Source organism: Leisingera sp. UBA4491, from assembly GCF_002388965.1.
Lineage (GTDB): Bacteria > Pseudomonadota > Alphaproteobacteria > Rhodobacterales > Rhodobacteraceae > Leisingera > Leisingera aquaemixtae.
In genome coordinates, this window is record NZ_DGNN01000007.1 from 63,289 (window position 1) to 78,913 (window position 15,625).

Genomic DNA, 15,625 nt, shown 5'->3' on the forward strand with positions numbered 1-15,625 from the left:
CGCATGAGGGGTTTACCCTGCGGCGGCTTGTCCCGCTGAAGCGGAAATTATTATTGGTTTGTGTTTTTCAGAAAACCGGAAGGCGGGGTATTGCACCGCCGGGCACGGACAGCACCGGTCAGGCGCTGTGCCGGTTTTTTGCGTTGTGCCGGGCGGTACAGCCAACTGCGCAACCGGGGCCGCCCAAGCGAAGCTCCATCACGCTGACTGCGTTGGCGGGCTGGCTGCGTTGGCCGGGCTGACTGGGCTGGGGCTGCCGGCAGCGGACCGGGCGCTGGCCTGGGGCCTTGCCGCCAGGCGGACAGATGCGGTTCACGGCGGCCCCCGCGCGGCCTGGCCTGTGTCCGGGTTTACAGGATCACCTGATCGGAAAATTCCTGTTCGGCAACGCTGCGGATGAAGTCTGCGAGTTTCAGGAAGGCGGGCGGGCTGCCGCTGCTGCGGCGCCAGGCCAGGCCGGCCTGCCGGTAAAGCACCGGCTGCATCGGGATCACTGCGACATCGCCTTCGCCGCGCTTGACTTCGGAGCCGACATACAGCGCGGGCAGCAGCGTGACGCCCATGCCAAGCGAGACCATCTGGCGCAGCGCATCAAGGCTGGTGCCCTCGAAATCCTCGCGCAGGTTTGCCCCCGACGCCGCGCTGAGATGCGAGACCTGGCGGCTCAGCGTGTAAGACGGGTTGAGGCTGAGCAGGTTCTCCCCGGCCAGATCCGCGGTCTTCACCCGCTTTTGGCCGGCCAGCGGGTGGTCCCGGGCCACAGCCAGGCTCAGCGGCTCCCGGAACAGGAAGGTGTGGCGGATGTCATCGCGCGGCACCGGCAGCTGGGTCAGGATCAGATCGTGCCGGCCCGCCAGCAGATCCTCCGTCAGCTCGCGCGGGGGGGCGTCGCGGATGACCAGCTTGAGGTCCGGGAAAGACTGATGCAGGCGCCGCAGCACCCGCGGCAGCAGGTAGGGGCCGATTGTCGGCGACGAACCGAGCCGCAGGGTGCCCTCCAGCTGGGCGCCTGAGGCCCCCGCGGTCTGGCTGAGCCGCTCCACATCCTGCAGGATCTTTTCGGCCTGGAGGGCGGTGTCCCGTCCTGCCGGCGTCAGGATCAGGCCGCTGCGCCGCCGTTCGATCAGGCGCGTGTCCAGGGCCTTCTCCAGGGCGGCGATCTGCAGGCTGAGGGAGGGCTGGCTGATGCCCAGCTGCCGCGCCGCATTGCGGTATTGCAGGGCTTTGCTGAGGACAGAGAAATAGCGCAGCTGGCGCAGGGTGATCTCCGGCATCTGGGGCCCTCCATTGCGTTGGATAGCTAAAACCTATCTTTATTCACAATACTATTGGCTTCTTAAAAGGCAATTGCAGCCCATCTTGAGTGTCAGGCGGCGGGGTGGTGTGCCGCCGGTACCGGAAAAAAGGAGGCAATTGATGAAGAACAGTCCACGGGTAAAGGTTTTCTCGCTGCAGGTGAGGCTGGCCAAGCTGCGCCTGAAGCACCAGTCGCTGAAGGCGAAAATCGCCAAGGAGCTGAAACGCCCGTCGCCGTGCAGCATGATGCTGCAGGGGCTGAAGCGCCAGCGCCTGCGGACCAAGGATGAGATCATGCGCTGCCTGACCCAGCTGCGCCGCACCGGGCTGCCGGGCTTTTCGCAGCAGCAGTCCGCATAGGGAGGCAGCGGTGATGTTTCAGTATACCCATCCGCTGAGCGGTGCGGGCTTTATGCACAGCGCCGATCTGGACGATATGCGCGCGGCCCTGCTTGATGAGGAAGAAAAAGAGGACGACGACGGTCCTGATGGCGGCAGCCCCTTTATCGCCGGGCAGCGTTCGCAGGTGACGCTGACGTACGGATCCCAGACCCGCCGGGCCTGAGGGGGCGGAGACACGCGCGCCGCGCGAAGCCGCCTGATCGCCCTCCGGTGCAAGCCGGAGGGCTGATTTCTTTTCAGCCGAACCGATCGAACGGGCCGCCGCCGGTCCGCACCGGACCCCGCGGCCTGCCGGCGCCTACCAGTGGCCGGTGTTTTCCATGCTGGCCCAAGGTTCTGCCGGGGCCAGCGACTCGCCGTTCTGGAGCAGTTCGATGGAGACGTTGTCGGGCGAACGCACGAAGGCCATATGCCCGTCGCGCGGCGGCCGGTTGATGGTGACGCCGTTGTCCATCAGGTGCTGGCAGGTGGCATAGATATCGTCCACCCCATAGGCAAGATGGCCGAAATGGCGGCTGTCATCGGGAAGCGCGTCGTCGCCGTCCCAGTTGTAGGTCAGCTCCAGCGGGGTTTCCTCCTGGCCCGGCGGTGCCATGAAGATCAGGGTGAAACGGCCCTGCTCGTTTTCCCAGCGCCGGGTCTCCTTGAGGCCCAGCAGCTCGTAGAAGGCCATGGATTTCTCCAGATCCTTCACCCGGACCATGGTGTGCAGATATTTGAGGGGCATGGGGGTCTCCTGTTATCGCTGTCAGGGACTTTAGCGGCGCGGCGCGGGAAGGCCAGCAAAAGCGCCGGGCGGTGTCAGAATTTTGACTCGATCCCCAGCGAGACGGAGAATTCCGAGCTGTCAAAGCGGCTGTGGTTGGAACTGCGCTTGCCGGCCCGGACCCGCAGCATTGGCGCAAAGCCGGCGTAGTCGTAGTCTTCGAAGAACAGGTTCAGGTCAGCATAGACGGAGCGGTCCTGGCGGCCGCCGGGGATGGGCTGCCAGTCGCTGCCGTCATAGAAGATGTGGTCCGGGTAATCGGCGGCCCCCAAAATCAGGCCGGTGCTGATCCTGGCCGGGCCGACCAGCTGCCCGAAGGCATAGCCGACGTGAACGGTGGCGGTTTGGCCGCTGGAGTTCACGCTGTTTGCCCGGGTGTCGCGCAGGCCAAGCGTGAAGGTGAGGCTGTCGCCGTTTTCAAGCTTGCGCGACAGCGATGCCCCAAGGCCGAAGACATCGGCTTGCAGGCTGGCCAGTCGCGGATCCAGGCGGTGTTCGGCGCTGCCGTTGAGGGTGAGGCGGCTGCGGGGCGAGAGGGCCCAGCTGCGGGCGGCAGACAGTTTCGCAAGGTTGTAGTTTCGTTGGCCACCGTACCAGGAGGTGGCGGCGGTCAGGTCGGCCCGGGCGCTGCCGCCCTTGTCCGCAGGGCCTGCGGTGAAGGCGTGGCTGAGGGTGATCTCGCCATAGGTCGATCCGAATTCTGAATTCCGGGGGGCCGTGGTCCCGGTGCTGGCGGCAAGATCTGCCGCCTCTGCCTTGGCGCCGGAGGACAGGGCCACGCGCTGCACATAGAGGCGCCCGCTGAGCGTGGTCAGGCTGGTGCCGCTCTGGCGCAGGCGGCGGGTTATGCCGGCATCAAGGGTGCCAATGAGACCGGACAGGGCAACCGCCCGCGGCCCGAACCGGTTTTCATGCGACGACAGCCCGTCGATTTCCTGCGTCGCGGCATCGGAGCCGTTGTTCACATTGTTCGATGGTTTCAGCCCGCCGCTCAGCCGGAAGGACCAGGGGCTGATGCGGCGCAGCGCCTGATAGTCCTTGGCGATCAGCTCTTCGGCCTTCCTGTCGGGCGCGTAGACTGCGGTGCGGCGCAGCCAGTATTGCGACAGGACCGGGCTGCCGCCCTGGAACGCCAGGCGGGAGGCGAGCTGGGCCATCTGGTATTTGGTGGCGTCGTCGGGGGCGAAGCGGAAGGCGCGGGCGGCGGATTTGCGGCCCTTATCCGGCTGCCCGGCCTGCGCATAGGCGGCGGCCTGAAGGTGCCAGGCCAGGTGGTTCTTGCGGTCGGCCTGCAGCAGCGCCTCCGACACCCGCAGCGCCAGCTGGTGGTTGCCGGAACTCAAGGCATGCGCCGCCAGAACATGCCCCTGCTGGAGCGACAGGTGCATCTGGGGCTGCTTGGTCTCCTGAGCGGAGGGCTGGGCCGTTGCCAGGCCCAGCATCAGACATGCCGCAATTGCCTTGCGCATGGTTTAGGGGCAGGCCGGGTCCGGGCTGGCGCCGTCGCAGGAGCCAAGCACAAAGACGCCGTATTCCTCGATCGGAACCGTGCCGCCTCGGAGGGCACTGATGTGGTCAGTAGCGTGCAGCGATCCTGCCACTGCGGCGGCATTGGAGCCGGCAAAGACGCCGCCGTATTGACCAACTGCGCTGCCATCCGTTGAGACGTCGCCGGTAAAGCTGCCGTCGGAAGCGATGCCGGTCGGGTTGAGGGCTAGGTTTTCAACTGCGGTTCCGGGCTGATCGGTGATCTGGCGGTTGTAGATGCCGCCTTTTACCCGGTTGTCGGTGAAATCGGCATTGATGAAGACGTCGCCGGTGACCTCAGCTGCCTGGCCAGGCAGAATGGACGGGTTGGTGCCGTTGGAGGGGTCGATCAGATCGCCGTTGTCGCCGTCGACGTTCAGCAGGCCAACGTAGGTGCCGGCATAGCTGACGATGCCAGTGCCGCTTTGGCTGGTGTCCGGCGCCGAATAAGTGCCGGTGCGCCCGTAGGTGGTGCCGCCCTGGAAAAACCCGAACTGCCCGCCGGTCACGACAACGGCGGCGTAGCCGCCTTCTGTTGTGCGCACATAGGCGGTGGAGTGTTCCGTCAATTCGTTGTCCTGGACGGTGTAGGCCTCGTACCCGGCCCGGTCGAGCGCGGGCTTGCGGACATATGTAGCAGGGAAGGGTGAGTCATCCAGGCCTACGCCTGTCACCGTCAGGGTTTGATTGGCGGCGTTGTAGCTGACGCTGTCGACGTCCCCGGCCAGGTCTTCCGGAATTGTGCCGGTGACGTCCGTAGGGTCATCATCACTGGTGATGAAAGGGTTGCCCCCGCCGCACGCGGACAGCGCGGCCGCCGCCGCGATCCCTAGCCAAAAGCGCCTCATCTGCCTCTACCTCAATATCTTTATCGTTTTGCGCCACCTTCGGGCGCGGCCGCGGCAAAGTCAATTGAACACTGAGGATTCCGGCGCAACCGTGGCGGATGCGCTACCCGTATGTAGGCTTTGGCCCGGTTGTGCGGCGTATATGTTGTGGGGCGGACGCGCCCCGGCACGGATTTTTACCCTTGGCGGCTGGCGGTGCAGGGGGTATTCCGGGGCGTGATATACAGGGCAAAGCCAGGGGGGGCTCCATGCAGCAGTATCTGGATCAGCTGCGCCATATTCTGGACAATGGCGTGCCATCGGACGACCGCACCGGCACCGGCACGCTGAGCTGTTTCGGGATGCAGGCGCGCTACAGCCTGGCCGACGGGTTTCCGCTGGTCACCACCAAGAAACTGCATCTGCGCTCCATCATCCATGAGCTGTTGTGGTTCCTGTCGGGCGACACCAACATCCGTTACCTGAAGGAAAACGGCGTCTCGATCTGGGATGAATGGGCGGATGAGAACGGCGATCTGGGTCCGGTTTACGGCCATCAGTGGCGCCGGTTTCCCAAGCTGGAGCTGGCGGAAGGCACCACCGGGGATGAGCCGCTCTACCGCGCCGGCAGCGTCGATCAGATTGCGGATCTGGTGGAGATGATCCGCAAAAGCCCCGACAGCCGCCGCTTGATCGTATCGGCCTGGAATCCAGCGGACGTGCCGGACATGGCGCTGCCGCCCTGCCATACGCTGTGGCAGGTGCGGGTGGCGGGCGGCAAGATGCATTTGCAGCTGTACCAGCGCTCTGCCGACATGTTCCTGGGGGTGCCGTTCAACATCGCCTCCTACGCGCTGCTGCTGGCGATGCTGGCGCATGTCACCGGGTATGAGGCGGGGGATTTTGTCCATACGATGGGCGATGCGCATATCTATTCCAACCACGTGGAGCAGGTGCGGCTGCAGTTGTCGCGCACGCCCAAGCCGCTGCCGCAGCTGCGGATCAAGCGGCAGGTCAGCTCGATCTTCGATTTCAAATACGAGGATTTCGAGATCCTGAACTATGACCCTGATCCGGCGATCAAGGCGCCGGTGGCGGTCTGATCTCAAAGGAAGATACCCATGATCACCCTGATCGCTGCGCGGGCGCGCAACGGGGCCATTGGCAAGGACAACGATATCCCCTGGTTTGCGCCCGAGGATCTGAAGGCGTTCCAGCGCGAGACATTGGGCGGCGCCATCATCATGGGCCGCAGGACCTGGGACAGCCTGCCGGTGAAACCGTTGAAGAACCGGCTCAATCTGGTGGTGTCCTCGAACCCTGGGGCGGCAGACATCGTGCTGCCGTCAATCGGGGCGGCGGTGGCGGAAGCCCATGCGCAGGGGTACAGGCGCGTCTACGGCATTGGCGGCGAGGGGATTTACCGCGGCATGCTGGGCATGGCGGACCGGCTGCTGATTACTGAGGTGGATCTGACCATTGCAGATGCTGACGCCTATTTCCCGGCGTTCGAGCCGGACAAATGGGTCAAGGCCGGTGAAACGGTCCTGCGGGACAGCGATCCGGCCTGCGTGATGGTTGAATATCTGCGGCGGGCGTAAAAGGGGCGAGACCCCCGGCCCGTCAGTGCCTGCGCCCAGCCCAAGTCCGGGCGCAGTGCATCATCAGTTGATTAAAGCGCCTTAAGCTCCGCAGCCATTTTCCGGCCGTCGCGGCCTTCGGACAGCTCGTAGCCGATTTTCATATTGTCGGCGAGGCCGGTCATGCCCGACCGCTCTACCGCTGAAATGTGCACAAACACATCCTTGCCGCCTTCATCGGGTTCAATAAACCCGTACCCTTTGGTGGTGTTGAACCACTTCACGGTGCCGCTTGGCATTTCCCGTGTCTCCTTCTACTTTGCACTCCGCCATGGGGGCTGCCCAGGGCATCCGGCCCGCACCCTGCCAAAATTCCGCGGGGGAAGCCGGACAACCTTGAGTGTTACACGGGCCGGGCAAAAATCAAGAAAAACCGGTGAATTCTACCATAAATTGTGCCCGCCGCGGCGCGGGACATAGGGGGATGTATGAAAATCTACGGGCTGAAGACCTGCGATACGTGCCGCAAGGCGTTGAAACAGCTTCCTGATTCGACTTTTGCCGATATCCGGGCAGACGGAATGCCGGACGGTCTGCTGGAGGCGGCTTATGCGCAATTCGGGGCCAAGCTGGTCAACACGCGGTCAACCACCTGGCGCGGCCTGAGCGAAGAAGAGCGCGCCGGTGAGCCGCTGGATCTGCTGCGGGCGCATCCGGCGCTGATGAAGCGGCCGCTGATCGAGCGTGACGGGGAATTATTCCTGGGTTGGGATCAGAACACGAAGGCGGCCCTTGGTGCCGCGTGACCGGCTGATTATGTCGGTGCGGCAGTTTTCGGGAGATTGACGATGCGCAACGCAGCCCTGGTTCTGGGGATTACCGCCGGGATTTTCGGTATGATTGTGGGTTTTTTCGGCTACGGCTACACCGCTGCGGTCGAGCATTTCGGCGAGATCGAAGGGCTGGCGGAGCAGGTCGGCAACGTGCAGCAGCTGCGCCTGCTGGCGGTGCTGTCGCCGCTGCTGGCGATTGCCGGCGGTGCGATGGCGCGGGCGCGGGCCCTGTGGGGCGGCGTGCTGCTGCTGGGGTCTGCGGCCGGGATGTACGCGGGCTTCGGCTTTAATGTCTTTACCATTTTCCCGATCAGCTTTGCCGCCACTGCCGGGCTGATGGCGCTGGCCGCGGGCCAGCCGGATGAGCCCAAGGCGCATTTCTGAGGCTTGCCGGGAAACGAAAAAGGCGCCGCTGCCGGGGGCAGGGCGCCTTTTTTGTTTCTGGGCCAGAGCGTCAGGCGATGGCAGGTTGCATCCGGTGCCGCAGCAGGGTGTCCACGGACAGGGCGCCCGCGCCCTTGACCACCAGGACGGACAGCAGAAAGATCCAGAACAGCCGCTGATCGAGGATTACCGCATCGGGGAAACGGTCAAACAGCGCGCCAAGGGTTTTGTCATCGGTGGCCCCGTGGCCATAAATGTCGGTCAGCGACTGCACGGCCACAAAGCCGATCATGCCCAGCGAGGCCAGCCGGGTCAGCAGCCCGATCACGATCAGCAGAGGCAGGATGAACTCGGCGTAGGTGCCTGCCAGGGCCACGGCCCAGTGAAAGACACCCAGCTGGTCCACATCATAGCCTGCCGCCTCCAGCTGCTTTGGGAAGATCTGGCTGTAGGCGCCGATTGAGGGGCTGAACAGGCCGAAGATGCCGTCGCCCAGCTTGGTCAGGCCGGAATTCCAGAAATAGAGCAGCAGCGTTGAGGCGAAGACAAAGCGCGCCGCCAGCGGCAGCAGCCAGTTGCCGGCCCTTTCAACTTGGCGGAAAACGGCGTCGTGAATGGAGACTAGTGCGTGCATGGTCTTACCCTTTGCTGTTCAGTCCTGTGACCGCACCGCCCTGCAACAGCAGGGCCAGGGTGGCGCCCAGGTCGAATGCTTCGTTTTCGGCGGCGGCCTGTTCCATCGCCGCGCCGATGGTGGCGCCCGCCATCAGGGCGCTGATCCAGACCGCGCCGGCGGGCGGCAGGACCTGGGGAATGGGGTCGAATTCGGGGCGGGTGATCAGCACGTCCTCGGCCTGTGCCGCGGGCTTGGGCGCGCCGTCTTCGGTGTTGTAGCGCCAGATGGCGTGAATGGGCCAGGGCGAGCGCAGCACCTGCACCGCAGGCGCCAGTTCCAGCCGCGTGTCCAGCAGCGCATCCGGCGGCAGCGCGCCAAGCGCCTCCGGCGCGATGGGGGCGGCATCGGCGGCGTGATAGGCGCGGCGCAGCGCCAGCTCCAGCCGGGCCACATCGCCGAGGTAGCCCAGATGCTTCAGCTGCTCCATCGCTTCCAGGAAGGCCGGGAACTCTGCGCCGTAGAACATCATCAGCGGCGACGACGGCGGGTGGCGGCGCAGGTAGATGCCTGCCAGCCCGTCCATGTTCTGCTTGCCCAGGAGTTTCGCAATCACCGGGAAGGCGCTGTGCATCGCCTCGGTCAGCGAGACCGCGACGTTGTTGCGGTAGACGCTGAACCGGCGGCCCGCAGGCTGGCCGAGATGATCGGTCAGCCCGTCCGGCACCGGCTGGCCCGCATCCATCATGGCGCGGGTGAAATCTGTCTGCGAAACACTCATGCCGGAATGCGCTCCAACGCGGTTGCGGCGCGGGCGGCCTCTGCTTCCAGCACCGGCCAGTCCGGCACGTCGTTGTCCCATTCGATCAGCACCGGCCTGGGGCCGGATTTCGCCAGCGTATAGTCCAAGAGCGCCCAGACCGGATCCGCCACTTCGCGCCCGTGGCTGTCGATCAGCAGCGGGCGGCCCTGGCCGTCGTCATCCTCGTCATGACCGCCCAGATGGATTTCGCCCACCTTGTCCAGCGGGAAGGCGTCGATGTAGCCCTGCGGCGAAAACCCCAGATTGCTGGCGGAGACAAAGACGTTGTTCACATCCAGGAGCAGCCCGCAGCCGGTCCGGCGGGAGATTTCCGCCAGGAACTCCGGCTCTGCCCAGGTGCTCTCGGCGAAGGCGAGGTAGCTGGAGGGGTTCTCCAGCAGCATCCGCCGCCCGATGGTCTCTTGCAGTTGGTCGATATGATCGCAGATCCGCTGCAGGCTGGCATCCGTGTAGGGCAGCGGCAGCAGGTCGTTGTAAAAGTGGCTGTCGTGGGTGGACCAGGCCAGATGCTCGGAGAAGCTGGCGGGGTTCAGCCATCCTGCCAGGTGTTTGAGCCGGGCGAGGTGGTCCTTGTCCAGCGGCCCTTCGCCGCCGATGGAGAGGCCGACGCCATGCACCGACATGGCAAAGCGTTCGGACAGGTGGCGCAGCTGCGCCAGCGGGCGGCCGCCGTCGCCCATGTAGTTTTCGGCGTGGATTTCCAGCCATTTGACCGCGCTGGAGCCCGCGGTGATCTGGGCGAAATGCTGCGGCTTGTAGCCAACGCCAGGGGCGGCGGGCAGTGCATCATGGGCAGCGGCGTCAAGCATGGCGGGTCCTGTTTGCGGGGGCAAAAGGGGCGGGAATTCGCACTCCCGCCCCTGAATTCGAGCGGCAATTATGCCGGCAGGTCACGCTCCAGCGGCTCCAGAGAGCCGTTGCGCTCGGTGCCGTCTGCCATGGCCGGCAGGTCCATGCCTTCGCAGGTGCCTGCGTCAACCAGGGTCCAGGCGTTGCCTTGGTAATCGACGGTCGAGGTGCCTGCGCAAGTGGTGCCAGGGCCTGCGGCGCAGTCGTTCTGGCCTGCCAGCGACACGCCGTAGCACTTTTCCTTGGTGCCGGCGGCGGCGGGGATGGTGGACGCTGCGGTCAGAGCGGCGGCAACGGCACCTGCAACGGCCAGGGATTTTGCGGTGTTCGACATCTCGTGAATTCCTTTCGGTTCTACATGCGGTGTCGTGATGACACGCAAACACTAACCCGAGGTTTTCCAGAGTTTAAGTCACGAGGCCGTGTCTCACATCCGCGTCAGAGCCTGTGACCCGAAGGCGCGCGCCGAAGATGACTAAGCCTATGGTTTTCAGGGGTTTGGGAGTTGGCTGAAACAAAACGGCCCCCAGGTGGGGGCCGCTTGCGTTGAAAATGGCGGGAATTGTTACAGAAGATCGGGCGGGGTCGCTTCCGCCGCCAGCGCCTTTGTAACATTTTCCAGGCTTTCCACCTTGGTCTGCTTCTCGCCCAGGCGGCGGACGGAGACGGTGCGCTCCTCCACCTCGCGGTGGCCGACGGCGAGAATGACCGGCACCTTGCCCACGGAATGCTCGCGGACCTTGTAATTGATCTTCTCGTTGCGGATGTCGGCCTCGGCGCGCACGCCGGCTTTCTTCAGTTCGGCCACGACCTCCTGCACATAGGCGTCGGCGTCAGAGGTGATCGAGGCGACCACCACCTGCCGCGGCGCCAGCCAGAACGGCAGCTTGCCTGCGTGCTCCTCGATCAGGATGCCGATGAAGCGCTCAAACGAACCGAGGGTGGCGCGGTGCAGCATGACCGGGCGGTGCTTGGCGCCGTCGGCGCCGATATAGGTGGCGTCCAGCCGTTCGGGCAGCACGAAGTCGACCTGCAGGGTGCCGCACTGCCAGTCGCGGCCGATGGCGTCGGTCAGCACGAACTCCAGCTTGGGACCGTAGAAGGCGCCTTCGCCCGGGTTCAGCTCAAAGGCGCAGCCGGCCGCTTCGGTCGCCGCCTTCAGCGCCGCTTCGGATTTGTCCCAGACCGCATCGGAGCCTGAGCGTTTTTCCGGGCGGTCGGAGAATTTGACCGAGAACTTCTCAAAGCCCAGATCCTTGTAGATCTCAGACAGGAAGTCGATGAACTTCTTGGTTTCCGCCTCGATCTGGTCTTCGGCGCAGAAGATATGCGCGTCGTCCTGGGTGAAGCCGCGCACCCGCATGATCCCGTGCAGCGCGCCCGAGGGCTCATAGCGGTTGCAGGAGCCGAATTCGGCCATGCGCAGCGGCAGGTCGCGGTAGGATTTGAGGCCCTGGTTGAAGATCTGCACGTGGCAGGGGCAGTTCATCGGCTTCAGCGCGTTCACTGCCTTTTCGCGGGCGTGCTCCTCGTCGACTTCGACGATGAACATATTCTCCTGATATTTCTCCCAGTGGCCCGAAGCCTCCCACAGCCTGCGGTCGACGACCTGCGGGGTGTTCACCTCGACATAGCCGCCTTTTTCCTGCTGGCGGCGCATGTAGTCCTGCAGGGTGGTGTAGACCTTCCAGCCGTTCGGGTGCCAGAAGATCTGGCCCGGCGCCTCTTCCTGCATGTGGAACAGGTCCATCTCGCGGCCCAGCTTGCGGTGGTCGCGCTTGGCGGCTTCTTCCAGCATGTGGAGATGCGCCTTGAGCTTCTCCTTGCCGGTGAAGGCAACGCCGTAGATCCGCTGCAGCATCGCGCGGGAGCTGTCGCCGCGCCAGTAGGCGCCTGCGATGCTCATCAGCTTGAAGGCGTCGCCCGGCAGCTGGCCGGTGTGCTGCAGGTGCGGGCCGCGGCAGAGGTCCTGCCAGTCGCCATGCCAGTACATCCGCAGCGGCTCGTCGCCGGGGATGCTTTCGATCAGCTCGACCTTATAGGGTTCATTGTTGTCGGTGTAATGCTGGATCGCGCGGTCGCGCTCCCACACCTCGGTGCGGACTTCATCACGCTTGTTGATGATTTCCTTCATCTTCTTCTCGATCGCGCCCAGGTCTTCGGGGGTGAAGGGCTCTGCGCGGTCGAAGTCGTAGTACCAGCCGTTCTCGATCACCGGGCCGATGGTGACCTTGGTGTCGGGCCAGATTTCCTGCACCGCGCGCGCCATCACATGCGCCAGGTCGTGGCGGATCAGCTCGTTGGCCTGGGCCTCGTCCTTCATGGTGTGGATGGCAATGGTGGCGTCCGCGTCGATCGGCCACTGCAGGTCCCAGTGCTTGTCGTTCACGGTGGCGGAGATGGCCTTTTTGGCCAGCGAGGTGGAAATGCTGGAAGCCACCTGCGCGGGCGTTACGCCTGCGTCATAGGATCGTGCATTACCATCGGGGAAGGTGAGAGAGATTTGGGCCATTTGCTGGCTGCTCCTCGTCGGTTTGGCGCCCACAGAACGCCCGGTTGCGGGTATGTGTTTGTGCGCCGCGTTTTGCGGTCAAAGCGGGGGCAAGTCAAGGCAGCTTTGCATGTGATTGTAATTGCGCGGGAAAATCCCATTGTGTGCCCGTGTATGCGGTTGTACAAATGTGTATACTGGTAAGTAATTGAAAAATAATAAGAAAAATGTTGCCATGGAACGCGATCCGGGGCAGGGTGGCCGAAATCTCAGGCCCGATGGACATACCAGGAGTGTTCCGATGACCCGCCCGAACCCGAGCTTTGACCTGACGGTTGAAGATGTGGATCTTATTGAAACCGCGTTGTGCCAGTCCCGGGAGATCCTGTCGCAGCGCCATCTGTCCTATGAGCATTGCGCGTATATCGAAGGCGGGGTGAGCCAGGAGAAGGCTGTGCGGACGAAGGAAGCCCTGAGCCGGATTCAAAGCTTGCTTGGCCGCCTGCAGACGCAGAAGGTCAACGGAGTACCGGCTGCCAGCCTGTCCTGATGCCATAGCTGCCGGCGGGTATCATGCCTGCCAAGCTATGAGCGAGGGGCCAGCCCCTCGCGCTCCCCGGGATATTTTCAGCCAGATGAAAAGGATCCCGGATCAGGGTGCGGGCGAGGGCACGCCCTCGCGGATAACGGCGGAATAGTCGGGGGTGAGGCCATGCGCCTGGGCAATCGGGGTGATGCTGCCGAGCGCGCGCAGCTCCTCGACGCTGCGGGTCTGGTCCAGAACCCCCTGCTCCCAGGCGTATTCCGGCAGGTAGCCGTTGGCCAGAACCCGCCAGTCCAGCGGCACCTCAGCGGCGAAGGTGCGGATCAGCGCCATCACCACGGTGGTGCAATTGGTGGTCAGCGAATTGTACCACTGCGGCTGCGCCGCAAGGCTGTTGGCAGCGGCCACGTAGCGCAGCAGCAGGGCGCGGCCGGTGTCGGGGCTGACGCCGATGCGGAACAGCTGCACGTCTTCGCCGCGGGCATTGGTGCGGGTGCCGACCAGGTCGCGCTCATCCGCGGCGATCATCACCAGGGTGTTGGATTTGAACATGTCGGCCACGGGGGAGAAGCCGCCGCCCTCCTGGCGGCGCACCTCGACCGACCAGGCGATCTGCTCGCCGTCCTCAAAGCCGAAGCTGACGATCATATGCGCCATCTGCGGCCCCGCCCAATAGGACATGAACAGGTCCACGGTCTGCAGCGCCGTGAGGTCGTAGCTGCGGGTTTCCCAGTTCACCTTGTAGTCATCAGGCGTTTCCCAGGTGAAGTTGCGGACATCGGTGAGGGTCAGGATATCGCCCTGCACCTCGCCGGTGACCTGGCGCGCCACATCGGGCGACCAGGTGCCGTCTTCGGGCGGGGTGAGGGTGGACCACCACAGGATGACCGCAGCGAGGGCCAGGGTGAAGGTGGTGAGCGCCCGCAGGGCGTGGCTGCGGAACAATCCGGCGGTGACGGCAACGCCCAGCAAGGCAAACCCGCCCGACAGAGCGGCGCGCGGCAGCGTGGCGAAGGGCAGCCGGTACCACAGCGCCAGCGCCGCCCAGGCGGTGGCCAGCGCCACCGCGAGGACGGCAGCGGCCAGCACCGCGGTTTTGAAGAATTTTGACATGCCCGCGGCCCCCCGGAATTTTCCGGCAGACCATAAGGAGACCGGCAGGGGACTTGCAAGCAGGCTGTGCTGCCGCTTGCAGGTAAGGCGGAGCCATGCCACATTTTGAGGAAAAGGACAGGAGACCAAAGACATGCCCGCCACATCGTTTCTCGGCACCGCCAAGGGCCGCCGCATCGCCTATCACAAGAGCGAAGGGCAGGGGCCGTGCGTGGTGTTTCTGGGCGGGCTGAAGTCGGACATGGAGGGCACCAAGGCGGTGCATCTGGAAGCCTGGGCCAAGGCGCGCGGGCAAGCGTTTCTGCGGTTTGACTACTCTGGCCATGGCGAAAGCTCCGGCACTTTCGAGGAGGGCTGCATCGGTGACTGGCATGAGGACACGCTGGCGGCGGTGCAAGAGCTGACGGAGGGCGAGATCGTGCCCGTGGGTTCCTCCATGGGCGGCTGGCAGGCGCTCTTGCTGGCGCGGGAGATGCCGGAGCGGATCAAGGGCATGGTGACCATCGCCGCAGCGCCGGATTTCACCGAGGACGGCTATTGGGCCAACTTCTCCGAGGCGCAGAAGGCGGAGCTGGCGAGCCGCGGCTATGTGGAGCTGCCGAGCGATTATATGGAACCCTATCATATCTCCAAGCGGATGATCGAGGACGGCCGCAAGCACCTGGTGCTGCGCTCGCCGCTGTTTCTGCCGTTCAAGACGCGCTGCCTGCAGGGCACCGCGGACACCGCGGTGTCCACGGAAACAGCGCTGCGGCTGATGGATCATGCGACCTGCCCGGACATGCGGCTTACCCTGGTGAAAGATGCCGATCACCGGTTCTCGGACGCTGCCTGCCTGAAGTTGATCGAAAATGCTGTGCTGGACGTGCTGGACGTGCTGGGCGGTGCCTGAGGCGGCATTAAGGTGATCGAAAAGGTGATCGAAATGCCGACAGGCTGCCAAGGCATTTGCGATTGCAGTGGCTTGTTCACGTATCGGTCCAGTTGGGCAAAGCCATTAGAGTTGCGGTGCCGCAGAGCGCGCCCCGGGCTTTACCGGGGCCACGCGGGCGGCTGAAGGCATAGGTCTTTTGGATGAGGAATTTCAGAAATGGAACAGAGGGTAAGCCTGATCACGCTGGGCGTGCCGGATATGGAGAAGGCCGCGGCCTTTTACGAGGCGTTGGGCTGGCAGCGGGCGGAGAGCCCGGACGGGGTGATCGCCTTTGACCTGATCTCGCAGACGCTGGGCCTCTACCCCCTGGCGGCGCTGGCGGAAGATATCGGGGTGGCGGAGGCGGAGCTGGGCACCGGCGCGATGACGCTGAGCCACAACACCCGCAGCAGGGAGGCGGTGGCAGAGCTGCTGGCGGCTGCGGAGGCCGCGGGGGCAGAGGTGCTGAAACCGGTGCAGGATGTGTTCTGGGGCGGCCATCATGGCTATTTCCGCAGCCCGGACGGGCATGTCTGGGAGATCGCCTTCAACCCGTTTTCGCCGCTGGCGCAGAATGGCGCGTTCCGCTGGAACGGCTACTGAGCGTGGCGCGGCGGCGGCAGCGGTTCGGCAAACCGCTGCCTTGGGGAGGTTTTTCTTGATC

The 15,625-nt window shown here is 64.4% G+C and carries 20 protein-coding genes; 9 read left to right on the forward strand and 11 right to left on the reverse strand.

Features of this window, described 5'->3' with window-relative positions; all coding sequences use genetic code 11:
• Positions 1-350: 350 nt before the first annotated feature.
• Positions 351-1,274, reverse strand: coding sequence for a hydrogen peroxide-inducible genes activator (locus B2P87_RS02575; protein WP_141890660.1), 924 nt, complete (start codon positions 1,272-1,274; stop codon positions 351-353).
• A 142-nt stretch (positions 1,275-1,416) separates the two neighbouring features.
• Here B2P87_RS02575 and B2P87_RS02580 point away from each other — a divergent pair, with 142 nt between their 5' ends.
• Entirely contained in the window at positions 1,417-1,656 is a 240-nt protein-coding gene (locus tag B2P87_RS02580) for a YdcH family protein (RefSeq protein WP_141890659.1), read from the forward strand.
• A 13-nt stretch (positions 1,657-1,669) separates the two neighbouring features.
• The gene (locus tag B2P87_RS02585; protein WP_141890658.1) at positions 1,670-1,861 is read left to right on the forward strand and encodes a hypothetical protein; all 192 of its coding nucleotides are present in this window, start codon (positions 1,670-1,672) and stop codon (positions 1,859-1,861) included.
• 135 nt (positions 1,862-1,996) lie between these two features.
• Here the strand turns inward: B2P87_RS02585 and B2P87_RS02590 are convergent, their stop codons facing one another.
• From B2P87_RS02590 to B2P87_RS02600, 3 genes are all read right to left on the reverse strand, one after another.
• Entirely contained in the window at positions 1,997-2,425 is a 429-nt protein-coding gene (locus tag B2P87_RS02590; protein ID WP_008554058.1) for a VOC family protein, read from the reverse strand.
• A gap of 74 nt (positions 2,426-2,499) precedes the next feature.
• Complete coding sequence (locus B2P87_RS02595; RefSeq protein ID WP_141890657.1) at positions 2,500-3,933, reverse strand: hypothetical protein; 1,434 nt, start codon at positions 3,931-3,933, stop codon at positions 2,500-2,502.
• A 3-nt stretch (positions 3,934-3,936) separates the two neighbouring features.
• The gene (locus B2P87_RS02600; RefSeq protein ID WP_141890656.1) at positions 3,937-4,839 is read right to left on the reverse strand and encodes a transferrin-binding protein-like solute binding protein; all 903 of its coding nucleotides are present in this window, start codon (positions 4,837-4,839) and stop codon (positions 3,937-3,939) included.
• Between the two features lie 248 nt (positions 4,840-5,087).
• Here B2P87_RS02600 and B2P87_RS02605 point away from each other — a divergent pair, with 248 nt between their 5' ends.
• Both B2P87_RS02605 and B2P87_RS02610 read left to right on the forward strand, forming a co-directional pair.
• Complete coding sequence (locus B2P87_RS02605; protein ID WP_141890655.1) at positions 5,088-5,921, forward strand: thymidylate synthase; 834 nt, start codon at positions 5,088-5,090, stop codon at positions 5,919-5,921.
• An 18-nt stretch (positions 5,922-5,939) separates the two neighbouring features.
• On the forward strand, positions 5,940-6,419 hold the full coding sequence (locus B2P87_RS02610; protein WP_141890654.1) for a dihydrofolate reductase: 480 nt from the start codon (positions 5,940-5,942) through the stop codon (positions 6,417-6,419).
• A 71-nt stretch (positions 6,420-6,490) separates the two neighbouring features.
• Here the strand turns inward: B2P87_RS02610 and B2P87_RS02615 are convergent, their stop codons facing one another.
• Positions 6,491-6,697, reverse strand: a complete 207-nt coding sequence (locus tag B2P87_RS02615; protein ID WP_008555379.1) for a cold-shock protein — start codon at positions 6,695-6,697, stop codon at positions 6,491-6,493.
• Between the two features lie 189 nt (positions 6,698-6,886).
• Here B2P87_RS02615 and B2P87_RS02620 point away from each other — a divergent pair, with 189 nt between their 5' ends.
• The gene (locus B2P87_RS02620) at positions 6,887-7,204 is read left to right on the forward strand and encodes an ArsC/Spx/MgsR family protein (RefSeq protein WP_141890653.1); all 318 of its coding nucleotides are present in this window, start codon (positions 6,887-6,889) and stop codon (positions 7,202-7,204) included.
• Positions 7,205-7,246: 42 nt separating this feature from the next.
• Positions 7,247-7,615 (forward strand): hypothetical protein, encoded by a 369-nt coding sequence (locus B2P87_RS02625; RefSeq protein ID WP_058287843.1) that lies wholly within the window; start codon positions 7,247-7,249, stop codon positions 7,613-7,615.
• A gap of 70 nt (positions 7,616-7,685) precedes the next feature.
• On the opposite strand, the gene B2P87_RS02630 is transcribed toward B2P87_RS02625, so the two are convergent.
• The 5 genes from B2P87_RS02630 to thrS all read right to left on the reverse strand — a co-directional run bounded on the left by B2P87_RS02630 (position 7,686) and on the right by thrS (position 12,412).
• Positions 7,686-8,249, reverse strand: a complete 564-nt coding sequence (locus tag B2P87_RS02630) for a DoxX family protein (protein WP_141890652.1) — start codon at positions 8,247-8,249, stop codon at positions 7,686-7,688.
• A gap of 4 nt (positions 8,250-8,253) precedes the next feature.
• Positions 8,254-9,009: a DNA-binding domain-containing protein gene (locus tag B2P87_RS02635; protein ID WP_141890651.1), complete on the reverse strand. Its 756-nt coding sequence runs from the start codon at positions 9,007-9,009 to the stop codon at positions 8,254-8,256.
• Positions 9,006-9,860, reverse strand: a complete 855-nt coding sequence (locus B2P87_RS02640) for a DUF692 domain-containing protein (protein WP_141890650.1) — start codon at positions 9,858-9,860, stop codon at positions 9,006-9,008. Before B2P87_RS02640 ends, B2P87_RS02635 begins: the two co-directional genes overlap by 4 nt.
• Before the next feature lie 68 nt (positions 9,861-9,928).
• Positions 9,929-10,234, reverse strand: a complete 306-nt coding sequence (locus B2P87_RS02645) for a DUF2282 domain-containing protein (RefSeq protein ID WP_058287839.1) — start codon at positions 10,232-10,234, stop codon at positions 9,929-9,931.
• Between the two features lie 231 nt (positions 10,235-10,465).
• Positions 10,466-12,412: a threonine--tRNA ligase gene (gene thrS / locus B2P87_RS02650; protein ID WP_141890649.1), complete on the reverse strand. Its 1,947-nt coding sequence runs from the start codon at positions 12,410-12,412 to the stop codon at positions 10,466-10,468.
• A gap of 214 nt (positions 12,413-12,626) precedes the next feature.
• On the opposite strand from thrS, the gene B2P87_RS02655 reads away from it, so the two are divergent.
• The gene (locus B2P87_RS02655) at positions 12,627-12,941 is read left to right on the forward strand and encodes a hypothetical protein (RefSeq protein ID WP_286851696.1); all 315 of its coding nucleotides are present in this window, start codon (positions 12,627-12,629) and stop codon (positions 12,939-12,941) included.
• Between the two features lie 102 nt (positions 12,942-13,043).
• Here B2P87_RS02655 and B2P87_RS02660 read toward each other — a convergent pair whose 3' ends face one another.
• Positions 13,044-14,048, reverse strand: coding sequence for a DUF4105 domain-containing protein (locus B2P87_RS02660; RefSeq protein ID WP_141890647.1), 1,005 nt, complete (start codon positions 14,046-14,048; stop codon positions 13,044-13,046).
• 133 nt (positions 14,049-14,181) lie between these two features.
• Here B2P87_RS02660 and B2P87_RS02665 point away from each other — a divergent pair, with 133 nt between their 5' ends.
• Both B2P87_RS02665 and B2P87_RS02670 read left to right on the forward strand, forming a co-directional pair.
• Positions 14,182-14,940 carry an alpha/beta hydrolase gene (locus tag B2P87_RS02665; protein WP_141890646.1) on the forward strand — a complete coding sequence of 253 codons (759 nt, stop codon included), beginning with the start codon at positions 14,182-14,184 and terminating at the stop codon, positions 14,938-14,940.
• A gap of 198 nt (positions 14,941-15,138) precedes the next feature.
• Positions 15,139-15,564, forward strand: coding sequence for a VOC family protein (locus tag B2P87_RS02670; RefSeq protein ID WP_141890645.1), 426 nt, complete (start codon positions 15,139-15,141; stop codon positions 15,562-15,564).
• The last annotated feature ends 61 nt before the right edge of the window (positions 15,565-15,625 follow it).